Origin of the sequence: Streptomyces sp. NBC_00273, assembly GCF_036178145.1 — a bacterium.
GTDB lineage: Bacteria > Actinomycetota > Actinomycetes > Streptomycetales > Streptomycetaceae > Streptomyces.
Map to the genome: position 1 here is coordinate 685515 of NZ_CP108067.1, position 25703 is coordinate 711217.

A 25703-nucleotide genomic window follows, 5' to 3' on the forward strand; every position below is an offset into this window, starting at 1 on the left:
CAGTGAGGGGTGCGATGCTGTCGTCGATGGGCGGCATCAGGCCGCCGGAACCGGGAGGGGCAGGAACGTGGCGGGGCGGGAAGACCATCTGGCCTACCCGGAGATCGTTCTGGCGGCGTTGGACGGTGACTGGCAGGAGTACCAGGGAGGGCCCTTCGACGTACGCGCTGTGATGGCGTCCCTGCCTCAACGGGCCAAGGACGCCTACGCGTATGACCAGGTTCCCTGGGAGCGGTTCTCGTCCGGCCCCGTGGTCAGGGCGGACCTGGAGCAGCTGCGGAACGATGACGCCGAGACAGCTCGCCACGCACTCCGCGGGCTGTGGGGAGTGCTGGCCAACAGCTCACGGTCGGCATGCGCGTTGACGGTCCCGTTCCTGCTGCGCATCGGGGCTGACGCACGCGCCCATTTCAGGGTCGACGTTCTGGGCATGGCGGCGAAGATCGCCCGCCAGACGACGGGCCCCGGCCTGTGTACTCGGGCGGAGCTGCTACGTGTGGCCTACGCTGACAATGAATGGATCTTCGAACCGAGCGGGTACCCGGGGCACTGGTCGATCCAGGCCGCCCGCGACGCGATCACGGCGGATGCCGACCTCGTCATCGCACTGCTCGCCGACCCGGATCCGAACGTGCGCGTTGCAGCCGCCTACACGCTGGTCTCCGCGTCGGGGCGCGCGGACGACATCAGGGGTGCCCTGCATGCGCGCCTGAGCGTCGAGGAGGACCCGGCGGCGCGCGCCGGCCTGGTCCTCGCCATCGCGCAGGTGGCCCGCGAACACGGCGACACCGACGGTGAGAGGTGGACCCGGATGCTGTGGTCCGATATCGAAGCGCCGCCCGAGATGCGGGTGAGTGCCGGGCTGGGGTGGCTCTGCCTGACCGATGCCGCCGTGCCGAGCGAATTGCGTGCCGTCGTGGACGAGTGCGCCAGCGCCGCCACGGCACAGCTGATGGGGCCGCTGCCCTGGATGCGCGCGGTCGAGTACGAAGGTGACGCAGGTCTGCAACGCTGCATCCGAACCCTGATTCACCTCCAACCTGACGCTCCTGATCGGGATGGCCCTCCGTGCTGACCTGGCTTCTCGGCGTGCCCCAAGAGGTTGAGCCGCAGTACGTCGCAGTACGTCCGTGGAGCACGTCAACAGCTCGCTGCCCAACGGAATCTCCCTGGTCTTCCCTGGCTCGGGGTTTGAGCCGCCGTGGATGCCGGGCTGGCGTAGCCCGGGCGTTCTGCACCGCGTCCGTAACCGGGGACCAGGGCCTGTCCCGCACACTCCGTTCCGGCACGGGCACGATGGAGCCCAGCCCGTCGCGGAGCCGCGGTTCACAGAATTTCCCCACGACGTCGGGCGTGAGCGTCGAGGTGCTAGGCGCTGGCAGACGGGTTGGATGCTGCCGACCGGGGCGGTGCCGGCGACGTGTGACGGCTGCCGGTCCTGCCCGCGGTCGACAGCGCCACGGGGCTGGGAGCAGCACGTCCGAGGGTGGCTCCGCAGTGGTCGCCATTGCACCCTTGGCCGCGTGAGGCCAGGTGTTGCCGCGCGGGGTGAGGGGTGAGCCCCACCCGGACAGAGTCCTCTCCCCGGCCGATGGGGCTTCGCTCCACAGCCGAGGAGCCGCGGCGCCCTCGCGGCGAGGGCAGGCCGGATCTGCTCGCACAGCGCGTCGATGCCCGTGTGATGGCCGTGTGATGGCCGTGGGGCGCAGTCTTGGCGCTCATGGCCTCATGGCCTCATGATCCCCGCCCCCGCCGACAGCAGGAGCGGGCCGCTGTCTCGCTCGTACCGAGCGCGGTTGCGACCGCGGCCGGATGGTGTGGCGCGGCCTCGCCCGCCGATGATGACGCGCTCGAGCGAGGCGGCGTCTCACCCGGGCAGAGTGCTCTCCCCGGGTGTGGCGCTGCCGGGTGCGGCTCACGGAAGCGTTCAGAAGGCATCCGCAAGCTCCGTTTCAGCCGCCCAGCTTGACCGCACGGTGTACGTCGTCGGCGTAGGCCTCGGGCTGTTCCCAGGCTGCGAAGTGGCCGCCGACCCGGTGTTCCACATAGTCGCAAACGTTCAGGAACGCCTCGGCGTAGCTTCGCGGCTCCGGTTTGATGTCGCGCGGGAACACGGAGAGCACGGTCGGCGTGTCGATCCGGTCAGGGAGGGTGGCCGGTTCGACATAGGTGGTGAACGAGGTACCGATCGTACCGGTGACCCAGTAGGCAGTGACCCAGGTGAGAAGCTCGTCCGGAGTGAACGCCGACTCGTCGGACCAGGACTCCAGTTTCTCGATGATCCACGCCGCGAGGCCGGCGGGTGAGTCGCCGAGGGCGACGGCGAGCGTATTCGGCCGCGTCGACTGCTCCGCGATGTACCCGCCCTCGGTCCGGAACCACTGCGCTGACCGGTCGAGGTAGGCCACCGCATCGGGCGCGAGCTTCGCCGGGTCCGCCGTGAGTGCATGCTGCGGGGCAAGGTTCGTGAGGTGCAGGGCAGCCACCCGGTCCGGGTATTGGGCCGCAAGGAGTTCCGCGACGGTGCCACCCACGTCTCCGCCGGACACCGTGTACCGCGCGTAGCCGAGCTCATCCAGGGCGTCCGCCACGATCCCGGCGATCCGGTTGACCGACATGCCGGGAGCGGTGAGCGGGGCCGCGAACGGGAAGCCCGGCAGCGCGGGAACCACCACGTGCATGTCCGCGAGCAAAGGCAGGACGCGCTCGAACCGCAACACCGAGTCCGGCCAGCCATGGAGCAGCACCACAACCGGAGCACCGGGGTCCGCGGACCGCTGGTGGATCAGACGCAGGTCGGTGTCGCCTGCTCGGACCGTCGCCCAAGGGAACGCGTCGATGCGGCGCACGTGCACTCCCCAGTCGTATCTGTTCGCCCAGTGTTCGAGCAGTTCGTCGAGGTGGGTACCGCTGATGCCGCGCGCCCCGTCATCACTCCACGGGGTCGTGACACGCCGCGTCCGCCGGAGTCGTTCCCGCATCTCATCGCTCATGTGTATGACCGTACACATGATGTGTATGCTCGTACACATGAATTCGCGCGATGCGGCCGCTACGAGGCGGCGGATCCTGGAACACGCCCAACGCCAGTTCGCCCAGCACGGGTACGCGGCGGTGACGGTCAAGGGCGTGGCCGACGCGGCCAGCGTGTCGCCCAACCTCATCACGCGCTACTTCGGCGGCAAGGACGGTCTTTTCCTGGCGGCAACCCAGGTGAACATCCCGGTCTCGAACTCGTTCGACGGCGACCGTTCCGCACTGGGTTCGCGCCTCGCGGCGCACATCGTCCAGCGCTGGTTCGGTGCTCCCGGAGAGGATCCGCTGCTCGTACTGCAACGCGCCTCCGGCGAACGCCCGCAGGCGGCGGAGGCGCTGGCCGCCTTCCTCGACACGAACTCGCTGGAGCCGCTGCACCGCTACCTGTGCGACAGCGGACTGGACGACGCGGACGCCCGCAGCCGAGCCGCAGCGATCGACGCCTTCGTGCTCGGCGTCTCGACCCGCCGCCGGATCCTGCGTTCCGAACTCGGCGACCCGGCTGAGCTCCAGGCCTGGCTAAGTGCCACCATCCAACGCCTCGCCGACGGGTGATGCACGACAGCAAGAAGCACTGAACCTCCGCTTCCGGTCGGCAACTGCGGTCCAGCCAGCGACATCTGCCCGACCATCGCGATCACGACACTGGCGGAACGGCGTCCGGCAGTCCCGCGGCTGCTACAGCGCGGGCGACGAGCTTGCGGATGCTCCACCGAGTGAACGGCCGCCCAGCGCTTCGGGGCGGGCCCTGGCCGTCGTGACAATGAGCTGCTCGTCGTCGCTACTGATCTGACCCAGAGCAAGTCCTACAGCCGGTAGCCGCCGGAGGTCTCCGCGTCCGAAGGGGTGGCGCACGACCTCGAAGCAGATCGTGGCCTTTCCGGGACCTCGACCAGCACTTTGGAACTTGGCGCGCCGCGGTCCCCGACCGCCGAAGGGTCAGCTCTGCCTCGTACCGTCCGGGCCGAGGTGCCCACTGCTCGGCAACGAACACCATGAGGGCTGCTGGGGTCTATCCGAGGCCGGACTCGGAGCCGGAAGCGGTGCCCGGAGCAAGTCAGCTCAGGACGACGGCGTTCTCAGACACACCTCCTCAGTTGTGACCGCGTTGGTCGTAGGCCATTTGGTGCGCCCGGATCTCGTCCGCGTTGGCGACCGTCCAGTCGTACAACTGGCCGAACGGCTCCCGCAGGGATTCACCGAGAGGGGTGAGGGAGTACTCGACCCCGACCGGCGAGGTTGGCAGCACGCGGCGCACGATCATCCCGTTGCGCTCCAGGCGGCGCAGGGTCTGGGTCAAGACCCGTTGGGTCACGCCTTCGAGGCGGCGCTTGATTTCGTTGAACCGAGTGGGCTTGTCGAGGACAGCCATCACCATCATCGACCACTTGTCAGCGATCTGGTCGAGGATCGGGCGGCTGGGGCAGTCGGACCGGTAGACGGTGTCGATGCCAGCGCCGACGCCGGTTTCAGAGGTGGTCATCTCGGTATCCTTCGCGATCCTTGCGATGCCGGAAGTGCGTTATTGACGGCCGTCGCCCATGATCGCACGCTAGGTATGCATCAGGAACTTAGATGCGTACCAGGTACCGATGGGAGATCGCCATGAACTACGACGTCTACACGACCTTGCAGGTGAGTTGCGAGGACGGCACCGCCCGCGTCACGCTCGACAACCCGCCCGTCAACGTCCTGGACGTCGCCCTGATGGCCGACCTCCGGCACTTGCTGACCGCGCTGAAGGACGACGACTCGGTTCGCGTGATCGTGTTCGACAGCGCCAACCCGGAATTCTTCATAGCCCACGTCGACATGTCGCTCGTCGACGCGCCAGACGCCTTCGACAAACTCGCGGCCGACCTTCCGGACGGCGTCAACGTCTTCCAGGCCCTGGGAGAGCTACTTCGGCACCAGCCCCAGGTGACCATCGTCAAGCTTGCCGGGGTGGCGCGCGGAGGAGGGGCGGAGTTCGTCACGGCAGCGGACATGGCGTTCGCGGCGATCGATCGCGCCGGGATCGGACAGGTCGAAGCCCTCATGGGCATCGTCCCCGGTGGAGGTGGCACTCAGTACCTCGCCAACCGGATCGGCCGCAATCGCGCACTGGAGGCGGTGCTGGGTGCCGACCTGTACGACGCCGAAACCGCAGAGCGCTACGGCTGGGTGAACCGGGCCGTCCCGGCTGACGAACTCGACGACATCGTCGACCGCCTCGCCCGCAACATCGCAGCCCTGCCCGAGGGTGTGATCGCGGCGGCCAAACGCGCGATCGCCCCGGAGGACCTGGCCGAGGGTCTCCTGCGGGAGCACGACGCCTGGGCGGGCCAGATCGTTCGCCCGGCGGCCGAGCGTCTGATCCGCGGCGGACTGGCCCACGGCGCCCAGACCCACGACGGCGAGCGTGATCTCGAGGACCTGCTCCGGGGGCTGGCCGGATAGAACCCGGACCGGGGCCCCACCGCCGCGATGGTCACGCCGGATCGCGGCGCACGGCCAGGTCGCGAAGGGCACTCACCACGCTGCCGGTCGTCGAGGAACTCGGCGCCATCAACGATGCCCCGCGCGGCCCAGCGTCTCGGCGTTTCAACCGGGCTACCGTCACCGGACCAAGGTGCCGTGTTCCTTCCGTGAGCTCTGCGAGGTCCCGCCCGAACGCGCGACCAGCGTGGTCGAGCGGCGGCCGGTGAAGCCGGCCAGTGACGCGGTGCCGGCCTGCGGGACCGAAGTCGCCTTCGCCCGTGGCCCACGCGATGCACTTCGCACCCGGAACACCCCAGACCGCTTCTTGACCCACGCCTCGACTGGGCATCGGCATCTGCTCGCGCCGCGTGACCGGCTGGTGCATCGCCGAACGCATGCAGACGGGGCTCGTCACCGCGCCGTCCCGTCGAGCCCGAATGGGCAAGCAGCGTCCTGCGCCCGGGAGAGTCCTCTCCCGGGCAGGCGGTGCCCGTACGGGGCCCGCTCTGAGTATCAATGGGAGGTGCCGCGGCGGCGCCGGAACAGGACATAGGCGCCCACACCTGCGACGGACAGAGCGGCGGCCAGAGCAGCGGCGGTACCGACGGGCCAGGCCGCCCTTCCCGCGGGCTGACCGCCCGCCGGCTTGGCTTCCTGGTCCCGACACGCCTGGCGGGCCACCTCGTCGATCGGCGCTACGCGGTAGCGGGCCCAGACCTCGTCCCTACCCGCCCAGCGGACCTCGAACAGGCCGGGCTGGGCGTCACAGCGGACCACCGCCGTCGCCCTCAGGACGGCCTTGGCCCCGCTCATGACGGCCTCCTCGGTGAAGCCCGCCGAGGTGAGGGTGTCGCCGTACCCCAGGTCCGCGTCCGAGCCCGTGGGCGTCACCTTCTCGCCCGGCCGGAAAGTCCGTACGTCCCAAGGCGACTGCGGCCAGGAGTCACCCGCGGGCCAACGTTCCTCCGACTGCTCCGGGGGAAGGGCCGCCACCTTCCCGGGGCACGCCGTGCGTTCGCTCTCGCCGATGTCCGCGACCTTTACGGTCACCCAAATATCGCCCTTGGCACCCTTGGCGGGCCCGCCCGGTCCCGTCCGCTCGACCGAGTAGACCCCTGGCTGGGTGTCACATGCCACGGTGGCCACGGCACTGATGACCGGATCGTTCATCCTCAGCGTCCCGTGCTCAATGAAGATCTCAGAACTCACCCAGTTTCCGTTCATCCCCGGCAGGTACGAGCCCACCGTGAACGTGAGCCTCTCACCGGGGCGGGCCGACAACTGCGCTCCCACGGGCGGTGAAGGAGCCGGCGGATCCGCGGTGTGCACTGCTAAGGCAACTCCCACGGGCGACATCAACATCAACATCAACGCCAACGCGGTAGCCCCACCGATCCACATCCCCATTGCACGCATTTGCCCTCCCCTCATATCCGTTGAAGATCTTCCGCACCCTACAAAGGGTGCCCTTCATCGAACCGGCGCGCCATTACCGCTCTTCATTCCGAATTCTCAACTCGCCCAGGAAGTGCTCCGGGAGAACTGCGCGACGCGTGCGGGCGACGCTCGACTGGATCGAGACAGCCGTGGACACCGGGAAGGTCGACGTCGACGGCGAACCGGCCCGCCTGCTGCAGGGCGAGCAGTGGGATGCCGCGCGGGTCACAGCACCGGTCCCCCGCGGCCCAGCGGCATGCCGACACCGTCCGGTTCGCGCACTTCGAGGCACGGCCCGCCGGCCTGGCCTTCAAGCAGCTGGTCCGGTCCAGCGAACTCTCACCCCATCAAGCCCGTGCGGGCCTGGCCTGCCGGTGCGGCACCATCGCCGAACGGGAATGGCCGCCCCTGATCTGGACGAAGGCGGACGGCTACAGGTTCTGCTCCGACCCCACCGAGCACCAGGCCTACGAGGTCGCGGTCATCCGCGAGGAGCCCACCGAGATCCGCCGGTTTCATCACCGGCGTCGCCGCCCCGCACCCAGCCCTACAACCCAATAGCCGGTGGATCCGACACCTGAACACCCAGCTCAACTCCGCCGAATCCCCCCTCGATGTGATCGCCGACCACATCGACGCATGATCCCGGCGAGGGAGGGGGCGTCGCCCGGCCTTCGGCCGGTCCGGCGGGCCCGCGGCAGGAGGGACGGGTCAGGATCCACCCGGCAACTGTCCTGGGCGATGGTGGCCGACCCTCCGGCGCTGCATCACGGAAGGGACGAAGACAAGCCCGGACGGCCCCCGTATCCACCGACGCATCCGTGGCCCTGGATCTCCTTCCAGAGGGTCCATGCATTCGTGCAGCCCTCGGCCCACCGCTCGTGCAAGTACGCCTTGAAGTCGTCGAGTTTCGTCCTGCGGTTCTGCCACTGTCCTTGAAAGAGGTCTTCCGGTATTGCTGCGTCGTCCAGGCGCTGCACGGTTCGGGAGGTCATCTGGAGTTCGCGGGCGACCGCCCGACGGCTGTGGCCTTGGCTGAGCACTTCGTGGACGATGGCGTGCTTCTCGCGGGTTCGGTCGGCGAACCGGTGACCAGTCGGCCAGGGCGACGCGCCGACGTCGGCCATCTGTGGCGCAGTGAGGCTCCCGGAGCCAGGCACGCGAATGGCACTCGCAGACAAGACCTATGCCGCGACATACACCGTTCGGCGGCCTCACCGAGGTCACGCCAGAGCTGGAAGCGGTCTGCGACCTGCACCGCGGTGGGTGCTCCGGTGCCTGCGCCTTCGGCGAAGAAGGGGGCACGGTCGCGGCAGACCACCTCACCCCCGGGATGCTCGGCAAGCCAGGCGGCGACGGTGGCCGCCTCACGAGAGGGAAGCAGATCCACGGGCTTGCGGGTTTCGATGTCGACCAGCACAGTCCCGTAGACACGGCCCTTGCACATCGTGCACTCGTCAACGCCTACCACCCTCGGTGACGACGGTTGAGGGTCAGGCATTGCGTCGACCAGCCGAAGTACCGTGCTGCGGCTTACGGAGATGCCGAACACGCCCGCAAGACGGGCGCCGGCTCGGCCGGCCAAAGCGAGACCCACCTCGGCCAAGGCCGATCGCAGTCGCTCGGTTCGCTGAGCATGACGGCGGGTCAGTCCGGGGATCTGTTCAACGACGGTACGCCGTCCGCAGGAGGTGTCCGTGCAGCTGAACCGGCGGACTTGCAGGCGCAGCACCACACGTCTTCCCACGCCGGGAAGGTCAGCGGGGACGCATATAGGACCCGTCAATGCGGCTCGGCCGCCCTCCGCCGCCCGGACACTCAGCGCCGGTCGACTTACGCGTGACGCCGATCCGGATCGCCTCGCCGTCGTCCTCCGCCGATACCATCGCCGCCTCAGGGTCCGATAGGAACAGGAGCCCTTCCAGTCGGAGCAGCACTTCGTCCACGGCTCCGGATGCGCCCCTTCCGAGGCGCGGCAGAGGGTCCTTGCCGCGCCTCCAGGCTTCTTGCGTCTCTCCGGGCCCTGGGTTTCAGCGCGTTCGTCGCCGCGCGGGGACGGCGATCGCTCGGCGGCGAGCCCAGCGACGACGGCCGGGCCGTCCGAGGCGGGACGTGGCTGTGGGGGCTACTTGGATTCGACTTGTCCTATCGGGTCGAGTCCGGCCGTCAGTGCCTCGCAGGCGATCTGCCAGGTAGCGGCGCCGGGGTGGAGCTGGGCGTGGAGGTAGGCCGCGGCGAGCTGGGCAAGGGTGGCGACCCGCTCGGGGTTCTCGTCGGTGGTCTCGGCGGCGTCGTATCCGGCGATCCCGCCGAGCCCGTGCTCCGCGCCGAACAGAGTGAGCAGGGCCTTGGGGCCGGGGGCGAGGGTGTAGGGGTCGGCGTGCCAGTCCGGCCCCATGTCCGTGAAGTGCCGGGGGTCGTCCTTGTCGCCGGCGACGACCAGCGCGGGTGCGGTCATGGTGGAGAAGTCGACGGCCCCGATGATCGGCCACTGCTCGGCCATGGGCCCGTTGAGGACGTCGCCACCCCTGCCGGGCGCGGCGAGCAGTACGCCCGCCTTGATCCGGGGCTCGACGAGGTGCACCACGTCCCCGGTTTCGGGGTCGGTGAGCCCCGCGCCCAGCAGGAGGGCGGCGGTGAAGCCTCCGAGCGAGTGTCCCGCGAGGGCGATCTTGGTGTGGTCGATCCGTCCGGCGAGCTGCGGCACGGCGTTCTCGATGACGTCGAGCCGGTCGAGGATGTGGGTCATGTCCTCGGCGCGGGAGCGCCAGAAGTCGGGTGCGCCGGGGGCGTCGGCGACCAGGTGGGTCAGTGTGCGGGAGGTGAGGTGGGTGGGTTGGACGACGACGAATCCGTGTGCCGCCCAGAAGTCGGCGAGCGGCGCGTAGCCGTTGAGTGAGGAGAGGTTGTTCGATGGGCCGTGGCCGTGGGAGAAGAGGATGACGGGGAGGCTGGTTCCGGTCGCGGGAGCCGAGACGCGCACGTGGAGGTCCACGGGACGTCCGGGCACGGACAGGACCACGGGGCTGAAGGACAGGACCGGGACGGCCGTGCCCAAGGCGTCGGCGGTGGTGGCTGTGCTCACGGTGCGTATTCCCTTTCGGTGGCGCCTGTCGCCCGCCGGCCTCTTGCAGCCGGCGGGCGGACATGGCGGTCAGGCGCGGCCCGTTTCGGCTAGACTGAAACGGAACGCTGCTCCATTTAGTATCCGGAGCGCCGCTCCGTTTTGTCAATCGGTGTCGAAGGAGAATGTGATGGCCACCGAGGGTCCTGCAGGGGATTCGCCGTCCCGAAGCAAGCGGGCCGACGCTCAGCGCAACCGGGAGACGGTGCTCACGGCCGCAGCCGAGGTGTTCGTCACCTCCGGCGTCGACGCACCGATCCGCCAGATCGCGGCCCGGGCGGGCGTCGGGATGGCCACGATCTACCGTCACTTCCCGACCCGGGCGGACCTCGTCACCGCCGTGTACCAGCACCAGATCGAGGCATGCGCCGAAGCCGGCCCGAACCTGCTGGCCATTGCCGCCTCCCCGCTCGACGCACTGCGCCAATGGATCGACCTCTTCGTCGACTTCCTCGTCACCAAACACGGCCTCGCCGACGCCCTGCAGTCAGACAACGACCGCTTTGCCGCGCTGCACGCCTACTTCCTCGACCGCCTACTGCCGGTCTGCGCGCAACTGCTCGACGCCGCGGTCGAGGCCGACGAAATCAGGCCCGGCACACAGCCGTACGAGCTGATGCGCGGCATCGGCAACCTCTGCATCGGACGCGACAACGACCCCCGCTACGACCCCCGACGCCTGATCGCCCTCCTCCTCCAGGGACTCCAGCAACCACAGAAGTCCTGATGCCGACGAGCAACATCGCGACCAGGCTCTCCCCGACTTCCACACGATCGGAACGACCATCGGCCAATAGCCGGAGACACCGGCAAGCAACAGCGTCCTGAGCCGGTGCTGCCACTTCTCATGAACGTCGAACACGGCATCGTCAGGACTCATCGCGCACCAGGCCCTCCGGCATCGCCGTCTCCAGGAGGCCGGCCCACCGGTCGGTTGCCCTCCGCCTTGATCCGCGCCGCGTTCGCAGTGAAGGCCTGATGGACCCCGGCGGGTCATCCGGCCCACCTACGACAGGAACACCCTCAGGTCGACACCGGCCTGCTGCAACCCGACGAGCTGCCTCGCCCTGGCCGTCCAGCACCACCATCCCGGCCAGCAGCAGACTCAGGAACAGGCCGACGGTCTCGTGCCCGGACCTGTCAACCCGCCAGCCGCACGCGGCCAGCACCATTCCCGCCAGCACGCCCGCGCCGGTACAGCGCTGCCCGCATCGCGGTCACACCCCCCGTCCAGTTGATACGGCCACCCCCGGCCGGGCCCTGAGTCCGGGTTCCGTGACCCGTGACCCGCGACCCGCGACCGGACACATCGGGCACGGCCGGCGCCTGCAGCCCGGCAAGGGACAAGATCACACCCCGAGACCGGTTCGCCCTCGACTACTGGCCGTGGGGTGCCTGCGGTTCCTCCCCCGCGTACATCCCGGTGAGTTCGGCGGCGATCCGGGCCAGCCACTGTCGTACCTCCGGCGGCTCCAGTACCTCGACCCGTGCTCCCAGCCCGGCCAGATGTCCTGCCAGGGCCTTGGCGGCCGGGCCATCGACCCACACCTCGGTCCAGCCGTCGGGCAGCGGACCGCCGACGCGCACGCGGCCGCCGAGGAACCGTTGCAGCAGGGCCAGCGCGTCGGGGTGGACGCGGGCCCGGGCGGTCACCGCGTACATGCCGTCCTGGAAGGCGCCGGACAGCGTCCGCCAAGCCGTGGCGAGGTCGAAGTCGCGGGGCCGGGTCACCGGTTCGCCGGTCGGCTCGACGGAGGTGACCCGGCTGAGCCGGAAGGTACGCAGGCCCTTGTCCGTACCGGCGACCAGGTAGTCCACCCCTGCCTTGGCCACGAGCCCGAGGGGGTCGACGGTGCGTTCACCGATTGGTTTGCCGATGCCCGCGTACCCGAGGCGGACACGGATCCCGTCCACGACGGCGCTCTGGAGCGCGGAGCGGTGGGTGGCATCGGCGGTGACGGCGTTGCGGGACCAGTCCGTGGCGTCTACGACCCCCGCGCGGGTCGCGGCTTGGGCTTGCGCGCGCATGGTCGGCGGCAAGGCCCGGACCAGCTTGCGCAGCGCGGTGCGCAGTTCGGGGGTGGCAGACAGGGGACCGGTCACGAGGAAGAGCGCCCGGGTTTCGTCGGCGGTCAGTCCGGTGAGGTTGGTACGGGCCCCGCCGACGAGGGACCAGCCGCCGCCGCGGCCGCGCTGCGAGTAGACGGGGATGCCGGCTGCGGCCAAGGCCTCCAGGTCTCGGCGCGAGGTGCGCTCGGACACCTCCAGTTCGGCGGCCACTTCGGGGACGGTGACGCGGCCGCGTTCTTGGAGGAAGAGCAGGGTCGCCACCAGCCGGTCGGCTCTCATGTGCCCTTTTCCTCCTTCGTGGGTGCCGCGTCGTCTCCTTTCATTCTCTTCGGAAAACAGGCCAGAAGGTGGCCACTTTTGCTTACAGGATGAACCCATGAACAAGACCGAGCAGCTCATCGAGATCCCGTCCGACTCCACCGGCACCGTCGCCGACCCGCTCTCCTTCGATCCGCGGACCGACCTCGCCGCGGCCGTCGAGCTGGCCGGACGTACGCTGGCCGCCGTCCGGCCCGAGCAGTTTGACGCCCCGACCCCCTGCGAGGAGTTCGATGTACGGCGACTGTCGAGCCACCTCGTCGCCGTCGTCCGCCGGATCTCTGTGATCGGGCGCGGCGAGGACCCGTTCAGCGTCCCGTCCTTCGCCGACGAGATCGCCGACGGCGCATGGGCGGCGGCCTGGGTGCCGGGCGCCCGCGAGGTCGCGGAGGTGTGGGCGGATCCGGGCATCCTCGGCCGGCAGCTGCGCCTGCCGATGGGCGTCCTGCCGGGCGCGGCCGCCGCGGCCGTCTACACCCACGAACTCACGGTGCACACGTGGGACCTGGCCAGGGCTACCGGACAGGACCCGGACTGGGACCCGGCTCTCATCGAGCGTGTGATCGGCGTCGTACGTCGCGCGCTGCCGGCCGAAACCCGCGGCGGGCGGATCCCCTTCGGAGAAGTGGTGGCCTTGGACCCCGAGGCCCCGGCCATCGACCGGCTCGTGGCCTGGGCCGGACGCCGGCCCTGAGAGCCCCGGCGCGGGGCACAGCCTCCTAGGCAGTTCCTTCGGATCACCTCGTCGACCAGATGAAGACGGCGGCGAGGTGGAGTCCGGCCAGGTGGATGGTGGCGGTCTTGTCGTAGCGAGTGGCCAGGCCGCGCCGTTGCTTGAGCTTGTTGATGCACCGCTCGATGGTGTTCCGCTGCTTGTAGGCCTCGAGGTCGAAGGCAGGCGGGCAGCCACCACGCGTGATTCTGGGCCGGCCGATCCGTCGGGGCACCCGAAAGCGGGTCACGACCTGCCCGAATGGGGGTGCGTCACCCGGCCTGGCCGGGCGTGATGACGAACGCAAGCCGTCTACAGCAACTGTCGGCGGCGAGGCGGATCTTGGTGGTCAGTCCGCCGCGGGAACGTCTACGGGCATGGTCGGCAGGCTCGCCGGCCGGGGCCCCTTCTGGCGGGCCCCGGCCGCGTGCTGATGGGCTCGCACGATCGTGGAATCGACCGCGACGCCCCGGTCCAGGTCGCCTGCGGCGTCGGCCTGCGCGAGCAGAGCGGTGAAGACCTCTCCCAAGTGCCGTCCGCGCCCCACCTCCGCAGTCGGTTGTGGGCGCCCTTCCACGACCCGAAGTGCTCGGGCAGGTCCATCCACGGAGTCCCGGTGCGGTACTTGAACGCGATCGCGTCGATCACCTGTCGGTGATCACTCCACCGTCCACCCCGCTTCGGCGTCGGATCCGGCAGCAACGGCTCGATGCGGGCCCACTGGACGTCAGTCGACGACACACCAGACCAACCATCCGATGATCTGAAGGAAACGGCATAAGGGTGTGGCAGCAAACCTACGCCGAACTCGCGCAGGCCTTCGTCACGAGACGTGGGGATGTTTGGTGACTGCCCTGCCCGAGGCGGGGTACGGCGACAAGCTCCCATCCGAAGAGACCAAGGCGCAGGCGAAGGTCTGACACCTCGGAGTCACAGAAGGGGCCCGTCCGTGAAGATGGGCCCCTTCCTCGTACCTACCCAGGCCGGGCATCAGGAGTGCATCATCCCCCGGGCCGGGGGACGGTGGGACATCCGGGTAACGATCTGCAACATGGTGCGTTCCTCGGACATCTGCTGCGGCAAGCGGATCCCGGAACAGCGCATCCGGACGGTCACTTTCCCATTGCCGCAACCATACGACGAACAGTTCGGCCTGCCCGCCCCCTATCGAGGACGTCTTAGATTCAGCCACCAATCCCCAAGTCGAGTTGAGATCTGCACGCAAGGACGAACTCGCGCCGGCGTGCGTCGACGCCTGAAGACGCCCGCCATAAAGGCTGGACTGTTTCCCTGGTGGACGGGACTTGAAAGCCATTCCACGGAGCGGGCCCCTACTGAAGGATGAGTGCATGCTCGACACCCTGGACCGTGCCCTGATCCACGCGCTGCACATAGACGGCCGCGCACCGTTCAGCAGGATCGCCACCGCCCTCGACGTCTCCCCCCAGACCATCGCCCGCCGCTATCGACGACTGCGTGACGAGGCGTCGTTACGGGTCGTCGGGCTCGCCGATCCCCACCGAGCCGGCCAGACCCAGTGGCTCGTCAGACTCACCGCCGCAGCGAGCTCCGCACAGGACCTCGCCCACGCCCTGGCCCGGCGGCCGGACACGTCGTGGGTCAAACTCGCCTCCGGCGGCACCGAGATCGTGGCGGTCATCCACACGCCCACCGACGCCGCCGGCGGCAACTCCCTGCTGCTGCGCGACATCCCGCGCACGAACTACATCACCGCCGTGTCAGCCCACTGTCTGCTGCACATGTACCTCGGGGGCCCCACCACCTGGCGCCGGAGTGCCGACACCCTGACCGAGGAACAGCAGCGCATCGTCCGCTCGCACGATGCCACCGGCACGGCGTACGTAGCTGTGCCCCGTCAGCTGAGCGACTCGGACGCGGACCTGCTGGTCGCCCTGCAGAAGGACGGGCGCGCCAGTCACGCGGAACTCGCCCAGGCGACCGGCTGGTCCCCCGTCACCGTTGCGCGCCGCCTGGCCGACCTCCAGGCGGGCGGAGCCGTCTTCTTCGACGTGGAGGTCGACACCGGGCCGCTCGGCGCCAACACCCGGGCACTGCTCTGGATGTCGGTGCGCCCCGCAGAACAGGAGAACGTGGCGACGACCCTGGCGGGCCACGACGAACTCGCCTTCGTCGCTGCGACCACAGGCCCCACCAACCTGGTAGCCCAGGCGCTGTGCAAGGACCCGGCCGACCTGCACCGCTACCTCGCCCATCGGCTCGGCTCCCTCGACGCGATCCACACCCTCGAGACCAGCCCTGTACTGCAGAACGTCAAGGCGGCGAGCCCGATGATGACGGACCTCGCCCGCAGCCGGCGGTCCGCCCCGACCCCGCGCGCGCGGTCATGACGTCCGTCGTCCCGTTACGGGCCGACGCGGCCGGACATGCCGATGCGGCGGCCGTGAGGCCGCCGCATGGACCGCTCGGGCCGGTGGCCCGGTCAGCGCTGCGCCCCGGTGCTGTCCGGAGCTTCCTTCTCGACCATCAGCCGGCTGCTGACGAAGCCGACCACCACCAGCGCCACGGCAACCCCGAACGCGACCTCGATCGCGTGCAGCGAGGCCGAGGGGCCACCGGACGCCGCGCTGCTGAGGTAGATGCTGCCCAGGACGGCGACACCCAGCGTGGCGCCCAACTGCTGCACCGCGTTCAGCAGCCCGGCGGCCGTCCCGATCTCCTGAGGCTTCAACGGGTGCAGGGAGATGCTGAAGAAGGCGGGGCTGAAGAGGCCGGCGCCGGCGCCGATGACGCCCAGCGCGACCAGCAGCAGCGAAGGGTACGCCGCGGGGTCGGCCGAGTGGTACACCGCGATGGCGGCCAGCGCCCCGGCCAGGAACACGGCGAGACCGAGGTACATCGTGCGGTGGCCGAGGCGCGGGATCATACGGGCGCCGGCCACCCACGAGGCGACGGCCAGACCGAGCGACCACGGCGCGAGCGTGAGACCCGCGTCGAGCACGTCGATGCCGAGCCCCAGCTGAAGCTGCAGCACGATGACCATCATCAGACCGTTCGTCACCGCGAAGAAGGCGGTCGAGGTCACCAGGGCGGCCGGGAAGCTGCGGCGCGTGAACAGGCTAGGCTCCACCAGCGGGCTACGGCCACTCGCGGCCACCCGACGCTGGTGCAGCGCGAACACGACCATCACGACCAGACCGACCACGATGGCCGTCCAAACCCATCCTGAGAGCGGGGCGATATCGCCGGCGATGAGCGGGTAGACGACGAGCCCGATACCGAGCACGGCCAGGAACGTGCCGGTCAGGTCGAGGGTGGGGCGGTTCGGCGCACGGTCCTCCAGCATCTTGGGGGCGATGGCCAGGACGACCACGGAGAGGGGGACGTTGACCAAGAAGACCGCGCGCCACGACGAGCCGAACAGGTCGGCATGGGTCAGAACGCCGCCGAGCACCGGGCCGCAGACGGCGGCCAAGCCCATCGCGGGGCCGATGCTGCCCAGGGCCTTGGCCATCTCGCCGCCGGAGAACATGGTCTTGATCAGGCCGATGGTCTGAGGAATGATCACGGCCGCCGCGGCGCCCTGCACCACGCGGAAGGCGATCAGCAGGCCCACCGTCGGTGCCAGGGCGCATGCGGCGGAGGCCAGCATGAATCCGGTGATTCCGACGACGAACATGCGCCGCCGGCCGGCGATGTCACCCAGCCGGCCACCGGTGATCAGCAGGACCGCGAACGGGAGGGTGTAGGCCGTCGTGAACCACTGGACATCGGACACCGACCCTCCCAGGTCAGTGTGAATCGCGGGCGCAGCAACCTGAACGATGGTCGCGTCCAGCAGGTTCATGGCCTCACCGAGCAACAAGGCGGTGAGCGCCAGCCATCGCCATCGGTACGCCGCCGTGGGAGTCGGTGCGAGCACACGCTCGGCAGTCATCGGAGTCCTCTCCATCATCGCCGGTACATCGACCCGACTCCCGCGGGGACAGGGCTTCGAGTTCGACCACGAGCCACAGTGGAGGCGCGGATCCGGCGACTCCAGTCAGAGCGTGGAGATGGAGGATTCCTTCCATCGAAGGAATGCGTGGTGGTGAAATCCAACGCGCCGATCACGGTGCTTGCCCGCGCTCGTCGATGCCGCACTGTCGGTGATGAGACCGACGTACGGTGTGCGCTTCCTTCAGGCAGCCGCCTGGGATGGAGAAGTGCTCCAGTTCGACGCTTCCTGCCCAACGACCTGGAGCGGGACGCCGCGATCCGGATCGAGCCCTCGCCGGTCACATCGACGACGCGGTGGCGGACGTCGCCCCGGTCGAGACCTTCGAGGACGAGGCCGTGATCGAGGGGTCTACTGATGGCGGAGCCCGCACCGATCTCCTGCAGCTCGACGCCCTGGGAGCGCAGGGCGCGTACAGGGCCCGCAACCGCATGACCGTGTACGACGTCGCGGGCGGGGAGGTCACCGAACTGAGCCTGGCGCCCCCGCTGTTCGCCGAGCGCACGATGAAGCCCCTGCACCGTGCCTCCGGTCCCGCACTGGATGACCGGATCGGGCATGATCGGCCGTGCCGCCGAGCTCTTCTCAACCGCCCGCCTGGACGGCCAGTCGGTCGAGGAGTACGAGTACCGGGTGACCGGCTGAGGAAGGTCCACTACAGCGTGGAGCACGCCAGGCCGGCCGAATCGGTGACGCGGCGGGACGACCCGCTGGCCCGCACGGGCCGTGCGGTGTGGGCCCGGCCCGAGCCCTTCACCCCGCACCGACTGATCACGGCACTGCGCGACGCCGGTTTCAGCTACGACCACGTGGTGCTGCTGCCGACCGCGCCGCCGCGGAGGCCGTGCTGCGCGGCGCCGATCTGGGCATGGTCTACGGAGGCGAGGACGTGGTACGCAGGTACGTCACGGACGCCTCGATCCTCCCCCAGGGCCCGAGCCGCTCGAAGATCCTGCTGACCGCGGAGGTGGACTGGCGGAACCACCTCGACACCATCGTCGACTGCGCAAGCGGGCATGGCGGCACCGGTTGCGTCAGCACCACCGCCCTGTTCGTGGAGGGCGACCCGGCCCCGCTCTGCGAGGCGCTGGCCGAACGTCTCTCCCCGGTGCCCGGTCTGCCGCACGAGGATCCCGGGGCGGTTTACCCCGTGCAGCCCGCTCGCCAAGGCATGGCTGGGCGGCGACGGCAGCGCCGTCCTCCGGCCCGCGGTCCATCAGCTCGCCCGACCCGATGCGTCGCAGGCCTCCGTCGAGCTCCCACCCGGCGTCGGGCTCACTGCCGTCTCCGTGCATCAGCTGCTGCACGCCTACATCGGTTGGCGCACTCCGTGGAGCATGAGCGCCAACGCCCTACCCCTCGCCCTCGCCCCGCGACAGCCACGCCTACTGAGAGGCACGAGGCCCATGGGATGCGTCGACTCCCCGTCACCGGACGAGACGGCCACACCAACGTCGGTGACCTCGCGTCCACCACGGGCTGGTCGCCGGCGACGGTGTCGCTCCGGCTGGACGGCCTCCGCGAATGGGGAGCAATCTTCTTCGACGTGGAGCTCGACCCCGCCTTTCTGGAGGGCAGCGCCAAGGTCCTGCTGCGGATGGCGGTCGCTCCGGCGCATCTCGAAGAGGCGGCCACGACATCGACCCGCCATGACGAACCCGCCTTCGTGGCCCGTACGACCGGCCCCACCAACCTCGTGGCTCACGTCCTGTGCAAGGACACCGCGGCTTTGTACCGCTACCTCACCCACGGCCTGGCCTCGGTGACGGCAATCCGCACCCTGGAGACGGCCCTGTCCTGCGGCCCCTCAAGGCGGTGGGAACGGTCGCGTCCGGGCCGTCGTCATACCGCCACGGTTTAGAAGGCGCCGAGGCGCTGGCAATGCCCGGGCGCTGATGGTGCGCGGGGCCCCGGTCGCCGTCCTGCGCGGCATCTCCTACGAGGCCGGCGATGCTCCATCACCTCGGCGTACGTCGCGTGGCTGCACGCCACCTGGCACGCCGCGGACCCCGTCCACGCGTGGGCGGTCACGGCTCCGGCGACCGGCAGCAGTAGCCAGGGGCCTCCTGAGCCTGCACCCCTGCTCCAGGGAGGAGCCCGCCGTCGCAGCCGGCCCCTCCCCCGAACCGCGGCACATCTCCCACGCCACGCGCGACCGCTTGAACCCGAGCGGGCGCCGGAAGATCCCGCCCCGGTCCGCCGCGTGGTCCGCACGCGCCCCCGCCACCCTCTGCGGGCAGCACGTCCAGGACGTCGTGGCGGCGGTCGTCCTCGCCGAGAATGACCAGCATGTCCGCCGGCCGGCCCGCGGGATCGGCGGCCTTCTCCGGAGACGCGCCCGCCTGCCGCCCTCCCTATTCCCTATTCCAGGCCGATATTCCCTATTCCAGGCCGATCCCCTCGCACGCGGCCTTGAGGGCCTCGGTGCAGATCTCCTCGACGGTGTAGACGTTGTCGACGACCAGGGTGCTCCTGATGTTGTCGCGGGTCACGGACACGCCGAGGATGAGGACGGCGGGGACTCGCTTGGTGGTGGGGCTGCTGACCACCTGGTTGATGATCCCGTCGATCTTCTCGCCCTGGGCGAGGAGGACGGCGAGTTCGGCTGCGGACTCGGCCTCGCGGGAGTATGGCTTGTACACGCTCATGAACTGCTCGCCCGCCACTATTCGCTGCACGGCGGGGAGTTCGGTGTCCTGACCGGTGACCGGTGGCAGGGGCGAGACTCCGGCGGCCTTGAGGGCGGAGATGATGCCGCCGGCCATGCCGTCGTTGGCGGAGTAGACGCCAACGATCTTGTCCTTGCCGAGTGCGGACATCGCCGCCGTCATGTTGGCGCTCGCGTTCTCCCGCTTCCATTCGGCGGTGTCGTACTCCTTGCCGATGTTCACCTTGCCGTCGAGGACGGTGCGGGCGCCGGCCTTGTAGCGGGCGGCGTTGGGGTCGGTGAGGGCGCCGTGCATCATGACTATCTTCCCGTTCCTGGCTCGGTCGCCCAGGGAATCCAGCAGGGTCTTGCCCTGGAGGCGGCCGATGTCCTCGTTGTCGAAGGAGACGTACGCGTCGACCGGGCCCTCGGCCAGGCGGTCGTAGGCGACGACCGGGATGCCCGCCGCCTTGGCCTTCGTCACTGCGCCCGCGATCGCCTTGGAGTCCACCGCGTCGACGACCAGGACATCGACTTTGCTCTCGATCATCGCGTCGGCCTGGGCGTTCTGCTTGGCCGCGTCCCCCGTCGCGTTGGCGTAGACCACCTTGCCCTTGCCGAGGGTCAGCAGGGCGACCTTCTTCTCCATCAGCGGCTTGTCGAACTTTTCGTACCGCGCGGTCTCGTTCTCGGGGAGCAGCAGGCCGATCCTGACGCTGTTGCTACCGCTCGACTTGCCCTCCTCGGTGGTGCCGCAGGCGGCGAGGGTGGCGGTGAGCGCCAGCGCGGTCAAAGCAGTGGGGGTGCGCAGATACGGGTTCATGCGGTGGAACCTCCCTGACATGGCCGAAATCGTACGGCCGAGGTGGCGCGGAATACCCTGCCTTTTCCGCTGCGCCGGAGGGTACCCCCTGCGGGGGCGTAGACGGCGCGGCGTCCACGCAGGCCGCCGAGGCCTTCATCGATGTGGGTCAGACGCGACGCGGCTTCGCGGAGAGCGTCCAGTCGCCGAAGCCGTGGTGGGCGAGGAGAACCTGCTGGTGGAGGAGTTCGTGATCTTGGTGAGCGGCCCAGAGCGCGCTGGCGTAGCGAGCGGCGGGCGGACAGCTGGTAGGCAACGTCGGCGACGGCCGAGACCACCTCCTGGACGACCAGCTCGGCCCAGGGGTAGCGCTAGGCCCTGTCGTGACCGGAAAGGTGTGCCGGGTTGTGGCGTCCGGTGCGGTGCATCGGAAGGCGGCGGACCGCGGCCCGCACCGGACGTACGTGCGTGGTCCGACAACGCGGCGAGGTGCCGGGCCGGGCATCGCGGCCCGGTGAACCTCGTCGGTCACAGCACTGGGCGGCGCCTTTCGGACCACCTCGCCGACCTGATGAAGAGACGGCAAGGTGGAGTCCGGCGCGGGAGAGGGCGACGGTCACGCCGTAGCGGGTGGCCCGGCCGCGCACGGCCGCCGGGCAGACCGAGCCGCTTGCGGTCGACGGCCTGGGCTGCAGGCTGCGGGATCACCGCACGGATCCTGCACCGACGCAGGTGGTGCAGGATCGCCCGGGACGAGTACGCCCTGTCGGCCGGACCCCATCCGGCGTGCCCCTGGGACGGCCGATCCTGGGCAGCGCCACCGCCACCGCACGTGCCCGGACATCCAACGCGGACGACGCCGCAGCCATGACATCCTCGCGGACACTCGCCTTCCTCGGCTCGGTGGCTCGGTGGCGCGCGCCGCAGAGTCGCTGCGCACCCGGTTTCCCTGCGTGGGCCACTCGATCGGCACGGAGCTGACCATCTTCGTGTCCGGCCTGGTGCCGGGAAGGGACTACGCGGAGCGCGGTCAGGCGCTGGGGTGCCCGGAGTCGGCCGGCTACCAGGAGCTGCTGAACGCCTTCTCGGGCCGGGCGGTCGGGACGGTCCGGCCGCTGTTCCACGGGCCGGTCACCTACGGCTCCGGCGGCTGGGAGCAGATCGACCGGCACGGCTTCAGCGTCGTCGGCGCCAACCTGTACCGCAACGGCGACAACATGACCAGTTGCACCCGCGCGCTGCGCGCCCTGCAGCGTCACGGCAAACCGGTCGTCATCACCGAGTTCGGCTACTGCACCTTCACGGGGCCGGGGAGCGGGGCGGTTGGGGCTGCATAGGAAGGTGACCTTCCGGACGCCCCCGGGCTGCTTCTACGTACGCCGACGCTGTGCTCACGTATCCCCCCTGTGTGCCGACGCCTGCGGCACCAGGAAAGATCTGACGAGGACCACCCTGTTGTGCGACATGCCCATGCCCCTACTGCCGACCTCTTCAGCTATCCCTCCCCACCCGGGCGGCGAGACAGCTCTCCTACATAGCCATCGGCCTCCGCCAGCGACTGCCGCTGGCGCCGCGGACGCAACGCAGTGAGCCCGCCTCGGATCTCGACCACGCTCCAGCCACGAACGCGGCTGTGCTGCGGCTTCATCACGAACGTATGGATGCAACGATCGATTCGCAGTGTCCCAACGATCGTTTCACTGGCTGGACGGGGTGCGATCGTTCGCCCCCGAACGAGCGAGCACGCCGAACCGGGGAAGCAGGCCCCAGAACAGGCCCCAGAGCAGGCCCAGAAAAGGATGCTGTCGGTACGTCACATCTTGCACGCCGCGGTTCCACCGGTCGGCTGGAGCAGCAGGGCTCCAACGATCGCAGCGGTTGTGGAAACGATCGTTGATCTGGTTCAGTATCCATGCACGCTAGGCACCAGCCTCCAGCAATCGCAATCAGACCTACCAGACCGAAATCCGACTGCCGGGAGCGTTCGTGACCGACGAGGCCAGCCCTCATCTGAAGAGTCTGGCGCGCCTTCAAGACCTCATCGTGAAGGCCGACCTCGACTGGGCCGTAGTCCTCGACCCAGGACCCCTGGCATTGAGCACCGGGCTTCCGCTATCGGTGGTCACGATGGGGCTGCACGGTCGAGAGATGCCGCCGATGGACCTGCACAAGCAGGTCCATCAGCGCCTCGCGTTCCTTCGAAGTCACCGGCCCCGTCCGGACGGCAAGCCCTACTCTCAGAAGGAGATCGGGGCCGGGGCCGGACTGACGTCTCAGTGGAGCGGCCAGCTCCTGAACGGCGGAAAGAAGCCCAGCCTCGAGCATGCGGCCAGGATCGAAGACTTCTTCGGGGTGCCCCGGGGATTCCTGACGGCGACCCCTTCCCAAGCGCTCGACCGCGCCCTCGGCGAGAAGCTGGCCGAGTTGCAGGACGCACAGGTGGCCGCGCTTCAGCACGCCAATGAGAGATTGAAGGCGGAGCGGGACCGGCAGGAAGCGCTGCTCCAGCAGGGCGAGCGGAACCGGGTGAAGTCCGTCTCCTTTCGCGGTTCTTCGTCGCAAGTGAAGCGCGAGGTCCTAGAGGAGCTGCTCGCCTCCATCGTTGACGAAGAGGCGTGATGGTGGCGGTTGCCACCATCACATCGCCAGTACGTCTGACATCGCGCCGAACTGCGCGGAGGCAAGGAGGCACGGGTGGGGAACGTTAGGAGCCGGCGCGAACAGCAGCGTCTGCAAGACGAAATGGCCGCGCTGTGCGCGGAGTTGGCCAACGGCCTGGGCGATCCGGCACCTTCGAACACGGATCAGTTGTTCGATCGGATCGCCGCGCACCTCACGGTACGGCGGGGACGACCGGTGCGGATCGTACGTAGGGACTTACCGCGCGAGTTCGGCACCGTGTCGGGCCTGTGGCTGGATCGTGAGACGGATGACGTCATCGTCGTCGTCAGGAACACGAGCCCGCTGCACTCTCTGGTCATCCTGGGGCACGAAATATGGCACATGATGCGGGGGCACTGCGGCAGTCATGTGCTGGGTGTACAGGTGACCACCCGACTGCTGCGCGACGAGCTCAGCTCTGCTGACCTTAGCCAGGCCGTCCTCAGCGTTGCCGCTCGGACTCACTCTGTGCCTGGTGACGAGGCAGAGGCGGAGGATTTTGGTCGTCGGCTCGGTAGTTCGCTTCGCCGCTACGTTGAGCACGACCCGAGCGCCCGCGTCCTCAAGGGGACTGCCAGACGCATACAGTCGTCCCTCGGTGCGTCGGAGGGTTGATGGAGGGGTCTGACTACTACATACCGGCAGCGATCCTCATAGGCGCGTTCTTGCTCAAGGGCCCTGTTCTGGTCCGCCGGTGGCGCGATCCCATGGTCCGGGCCGTGTCAGGTTTGCTGTTCCTTGGAGGGGCTGGGTTCGCTCTTGCCGCGCCACCGACCATCCTTGTGGTCAACAAGGCTGCTGGAGTGCCCAACCTCTCAGCTCCGCTGGTCTATGCCACCTTGTCCGGCTTCAGTACCTGGTGCCTCGTGCTGCTGGCCTACTGGAGGGAGGGCCCCGGTGCTGCGGCACAGCGCCAGGTCCGGTGGTGGTCGTGGGTCTGTGCGGCCGTGGTGACCGCGATCGGCGCATGCTTCGCTCTTGGCGATGCGCCTGTCGAGCGGTTGCAGGATCTGGATACGTACTACGCATCCACGCCGTACATCCGCGAGATGATCACCGTGTACCTCGCGTGGCACTTCGTGGCGGCTGCCGTCATGGCGGTGACTTGCCTGAGATGGAGCAAGGATGTCGACGGGTGGCTGCGCGCCGGCCTTCGCACGCTGGTAGGAGCCTTCGCGCTCGACGCTCTTTTCGCTGTCTTGAAAGGCACTGCCGTGGGTACCCGGTGGGCTGGGGGCAATCTCGACGGCTGGAGTACCGACCTCGCGCCGGGCGTGGCGGGCGCAGGTGCCCTCTTGACTGCCATCGGCTTTCTGCTACCCCAGGGGGAGCGGATACTGACCTCGGCTCATCAGGGTGAGGCCGGGTTGTCGAGGGTGAGGCCGGTGCCGGCTATGAAGCCGTCGAGGGTGTGGGGCCGGTATTGAAGGCGTTTGAGGCGGTTGCGGACAAGGGCTTCGAGGCGGTCGAGGGCCATGACGGCGAGGTTGGCGAGGCTTCGTTTGACGTGTGCCCATACCCACTCGACCGGGTTGAGATCGGGTGAGTAGGCGGGCAGCAGGAACACGGTCAGCCACTCCCGCTCGGCGACGAAGCCCTGCATCCTGCGGGAAACGTGGGTGTTGAGGCGGTCCCAGACCAGCACGATCGGGGCCTTGACCAGCTGGTGGACTCCGTCGAGGAGTGCGATGAAGTCCTGCTCGCCCATGCTGCGACGTGCACCCTTGGCTGCCGGGTGGGTCCGCAAGCGGTGACACAGCCGGGTCCTCGAGCCTGGTCGCATCGCGATCAGGCCGGCCACCGAGAGCCGGCCCGAGCGTCGTCCGCTGACCGTCACGACCGGGGTGATCCCTCGCCGGCCCCAGGTCCGTCCCCGGGGCGGCCTGCGGGTGAAGCCGGCCTCGTCCTCGAAGCAGACATAGCCCCCGCAGGCCGCCCTCGCCCTTTTACCTCCGCCCAGGTCGCCTCCTTCCACACGGCGACGGCCTGCTCGTCGCGTTCGGCAACCCGCCGGGCGGGGACCTGCGGACTGAAGCCCAGCCGGTGCATCAAGCGCGTGGCCCCCGAGACGCTGTAGGTGATGTGGAACTTCCGGCCGATCAGCGTGGCCACCCTCGAGGCAGTCCACACCTGGTCCTCCACCCAACCGTGCGCGGCCGGCCCTTCCTCCAGATACGCGGCCAGCTTCTCCAGAGACCGCGGAGACAGACGGCAACGCGACCCGCTCGGACCACGAGAGGCCAGGGCCTGGACACCACCATCCCGCCACAGCTGGTGCCACTGGTAGGCCGACTTCACACTCACCCGCAGCCGCCCCGCAACCTCCGACGGCTTGATCTGCTGTTCAAACAGTTCCGCCGCCTGCATCCGTACTGACTCCCGACGCCGGCGCCCCGTCGAAGTCAGCCCGCCCCCATCCGCATATCTCACACACCCACGGATACAGCCACCCGCCCACAC

Annotated in this window: 21 protein-coding genes and 5 pseudogenes; 14 read left to right on the plus strand and 12 right to left on the minus strand. The window is 69.1% G+C overall.

The features are described from left to right. The first annotated feature begins 67 nt into the window (after positions 1-67). Positions 68-1075, plus strand: a complete 1008-nt coding sequence (locus tag OG386_RS02590) for a hypothetical protein (RefSeq protein WP_328786542.1) — start codon at positions 68-70, stop codon at positions 1073-1075. 877 nt (positions 1076-1952) lie between these two features. Here OG386_RS02590 and OG386_RS02595 read toward each other — a convergent pair. Beyond that, complete coding sequence (locus tag OG386_RS02595; protein WP_328786543.1) at positions 1953-2993, minus strand: epoxide hydrolase family protein; 1041 nt, start codon at positions 2991-2993, stop codon at positions 1953-1955. A gap of 37 nt (positions 2994-3030) precedes the next feature. Here OG386_RS02595 and OG386_RS02600 point away from each other — a divergent pair, with 37 nt between their 5' ends. Further along, positions 3031-3591, plus strand: a complete 561-nt coding sequence (locus OG386_RS02600) for a TetR family transcriptional regulator (protein ID WP_328786544.1) — start codon at positions 3031-3033, stop codon at positions 3589-3591. 538 nt (positions 3592-4129) lie between these two features. On the opposite strand, the gene OG386_RS02605 is transcribed toward OG386_RS02600, so the two are convergent. Further along, positions 4130-4519, minus strand: coding sequence for a winged helix-turn-helix transcriptional regulator (locus OG386_RS02605; RefSeq protein WP_328786545.1), 390 nt, complete (start codon positions 4517-4519; stop codon positions 4130-4132). Between the two features lie 122 nt (positions 4520-4641). Between OG386_RS02605 and OG386_RS02610 the strand changes: the two genes are divergently transcribed. Next, positions 4642-5475 carry an enoyl-CoA hydratase/isomerase family protein gene (locus OG386_RS02610; protein WP_328793141.1) on the plus strand — a complete coding sequence of 278 codons (834 nt, stop codon included), beginning with the start codon at positions 4642-4644 and terminating at the stop codon, positions 5473-5475. A gap of 534 nt (positions 5476-6009) precedes the next feature. Here OG386_RS02610 and OG386_RS02615 read toward each other — a convergent pair. Further along, positions 6010-6705, minus strand: a complete 696-nt coding sequence (locus OG386_RS02615; protein WP_328786546.1) for a hypothetical protein — start codon at positions 6703-6705, stop codon at positions 6010-6012. A gap of 341 nt (positions 6706-7046) precedes the next feature. Here OG386_RS02615 and OG386_RS02620 point away from each other — a divergent pair. Beyond that, positions 7047-7139, plus strand: a pseudogene (locus OG386_RS02620) (DUF6192 family protein); the annotation flags it as partial. A 7-nt stretch (positions 7140-7146) separates the two neighbouring features. Then, positions 7147-7576: pseudogene (locus OG386_RS02625) on the plus strand (RacP protein). A gap of 124 nt (positions 7577-7700) precedes the next feature. On the opposite strand, the gene OG386_RS02630 reads toward OG386_RS02625, so the two are convergent. From OG386_RS02630 to OG386_RS02640, 3 genes and pseudogenes are all read right to left on the minus strand, one after another. Then, positions 7701-8060 (minus strand): hypothetical protein, encoded by a 360-nt coding sequence (locus OG386_RS02630; RefSeq protein WP_328793578.1) that lies wholly within the window; start codon positions 8058-8060, stop codon positions 7701-7703. 107 nt (positions 8061-8167) lie between these two features. Further along, a pseudogene (locus OG386_RS02635) lies at positions 8168-8680 on the minus strand (transposase); the annotation flags it as partial. A gap of 378 nt (positions 8681-9058) precedes the next feature. After that, entirely contained in the window at positions 9059-10018 is a 960-nt protein-coding gene (locus OG386_RS02640; RefSeq protein WP_328786548.1) for an alpha/beta hydrolase family protein, read from the minus strand. 169 nt (positions 10019-10187) lie between these two features. On the opposite strand from OG386_RS02640, the gene OG386_RS02645 reads away from it, so the two are divergent. After that, the gene (locus OG386_RS02645; RefSeq protein ID WP_328786549.1) at positions 10188-10784 is read left to right on the plus strand and encodes a TetR/AcrR family transcriptional regulator; all 597 of its coding nucleotides are present in this window, start codon (positions 10188-10190) and stop codon (positions 10782-10784) included. A 650-nt stretch (positions 10785-11434) separates the two neighbouring features. Here the strand turns inward: OG386_RS02645 and OG386_RS02650 are convergent. Beyond that, on the minus strand, positions 11435-12406 hold the full coding sequence (locus tag OG386_RS02650) for a helix-turn-helix transcriptional regulator (RefSeq protein WP_328786550.1): 972 nt from the start codon (positions 12404-12406) through the stop codon (positions 11435-11437). Positions 12407-12503: 97 nt separating this feature from the next. Between OG386_RS02650 and OG386_RS02655 the strand changes: the two genes are divergently transcribed. Continuing rightward, entirely contained in the window at positions 12504-13139 is a 636-nt protein-coding gene (locus OG386_RS02655; protein WP_328786551.1) for a TIGR03086 family metal-binding protein, read from the plus strand. A gap of 43 nt (positions 13140-13182) precedes the next feature. On the opposite strand, the pseudogene OG386_RS02660 reads toward OG386_RS02655, so the two are convergent. Further along, positions 13183-13898, minus strand: a pseudogene (locus tag OG386_RS02660) (IS5 family transposase). Positions 13899-14506: 608 nt separating this feature from the next. Here OG386_RS02660 and OG386_RS02665 point away from each other — a divergent pair. Then, on the plus strand, positions 14507-15526 hold the full coding sequence (locus OG386_RS02665) for an Lrp/AsnC family transcriptional regulator (RefSeq protein WP_328786552.1): 1020 nt from the start codon (positions 14507-14509) through the stop codon (positions 15524-15526). A gap of 92 nt (positions 15527-15618) precedes the next feature. On the opposite strand, the gene OG386_RS02670 is transcribed toward OG386_RS02665, so the two are convergent. After that, the gene (locus OG386_RS02670) at positions 15619-17073 is read right to left on the minus strand and encodes an MFS transporter (protein WP_328786553.1); all 1455 of its coding nucleotides are present in this window, start codon (positions 17071-17073) and stop codon (positions 15619-15621) included. 582 nt (positions 17074-17655) lie between these two features. Here OG386_RS02670 and OG386_RS02675 point away from each other — a divergent pair. Continuing rightward, positions 17656-17778: a hypothetical protein gene (locus tag OG386_RS02675; RefSeq protein ID WP_328786554.1), complete on the plus strand. Its 123-nt coding sequence runs from the start codon at positions 17656-17658 to the stop codon at positions 17776-17778. 766 nt (positions 17779-18544) lie between these two features. Next, positions 18545-18994, plus strand: coding sequence for an Lrp/AsnC family transcriptional regulator (locus OG386_RS02680; protein ID WP_328786555.1), 450 nt, complete (start codon positions 18545-18547; stop codon positions 18992-18994). A gap of 520 nt (positions 18995-19514) precedes the next feature. Here the strand turns inward: OG386_RS02680 and OG386_RS02685 are convergent. Continuing rightward, positions 19515-20603 carry a sugar ABC transporter substrate-binding protein gene (locus OG386_RS02685; protein ID WP_328793142.1) on the minus strand — a complete coding sequence of 363 codons (1089 nt, stop codon included), beginning with the start codon at positions 20601-20603 and terminating at the stop codon, positions 19515-19517. Between the two features lie 624 nt (positions 20604-21227). After that, positions 21228-21385 (minus strand): annotated as a pseudogene (locus OG386_RS02690) (IS5/IS1182 family transposase); the annotation flags it as partial. 108 nt (positions 21386-21493) lie between these two features. Between OG386_RS02690 and OG386_RS02695 the strand changes: the two are divergent. From OG386_RS02695 to OG386_RS02710, 4 genes are all read left to right on the plus strand, one after another. Beyond that, the gene (locus OG386_RS02695) at positions 21494-21919 is read left to right on the plus strand and encodes a hypothetical protein (RefSeq protein ID WP_328786556.1); all 426 of its coding nucleotides are present in this window, start codon (positions 21494-21496) and stop codon (positions 21917-21919) included. Between the two features lie 649 nt (positions 21920-22568). Next, positions 22569-23201 (plus strand): helix-turn-helix domain-containing protein, encoded by a 633-nt coding sequence (locus tag OG386_RS02700; protein ID WP_328786557.1) that lies wholly within the window; start codon positions 22569-22571, stop codon positions 23199-23201. 75 nt (positions 23202-23276) lie between these two features. Next, a complete protein-coding gene (locus tag OG386_RS02705; protein WP_328786558.1) occupies positions 23277-23858 on the plus strand; it encodes a toxin-antitoxin system, toxin component in 582 nt (193 codons plus the stop codon). Next, a complete protein-coding gene (locus OG386_RS02710) occupies positions 23858-24670 on the plus strand; it encodes a hypothetical protein (RefSeq protein WP_328786559.1) in 813 nt (270 codons plus the stop codon). Before OG386_RS02705 ends, OG386_RS02710 begins: the two co-directional genes overlap by 1 nt. Here OG386_RS02710 and OG386_RS46830 read toward each other — a convergent pair. Further along, a protein-coding gene (locus OG386_RS46830) for an IS630 family transposase (RefSeq protein ID WP_443053035.1) occupies positions 24595-25673 on the minus strand; the annotation gives its coding sequence in 2 pieces (ribosomal slippage) (positions 24595-25172 and positions 25172-25673; 1080 coding nt in all). The two genes, OG386_RS02710 and OG386_RS46830, sit on opposite strands and share 76 nt — an antisense overlap. Positions 25674-25703: the final 30 nt, after the last annotated feature.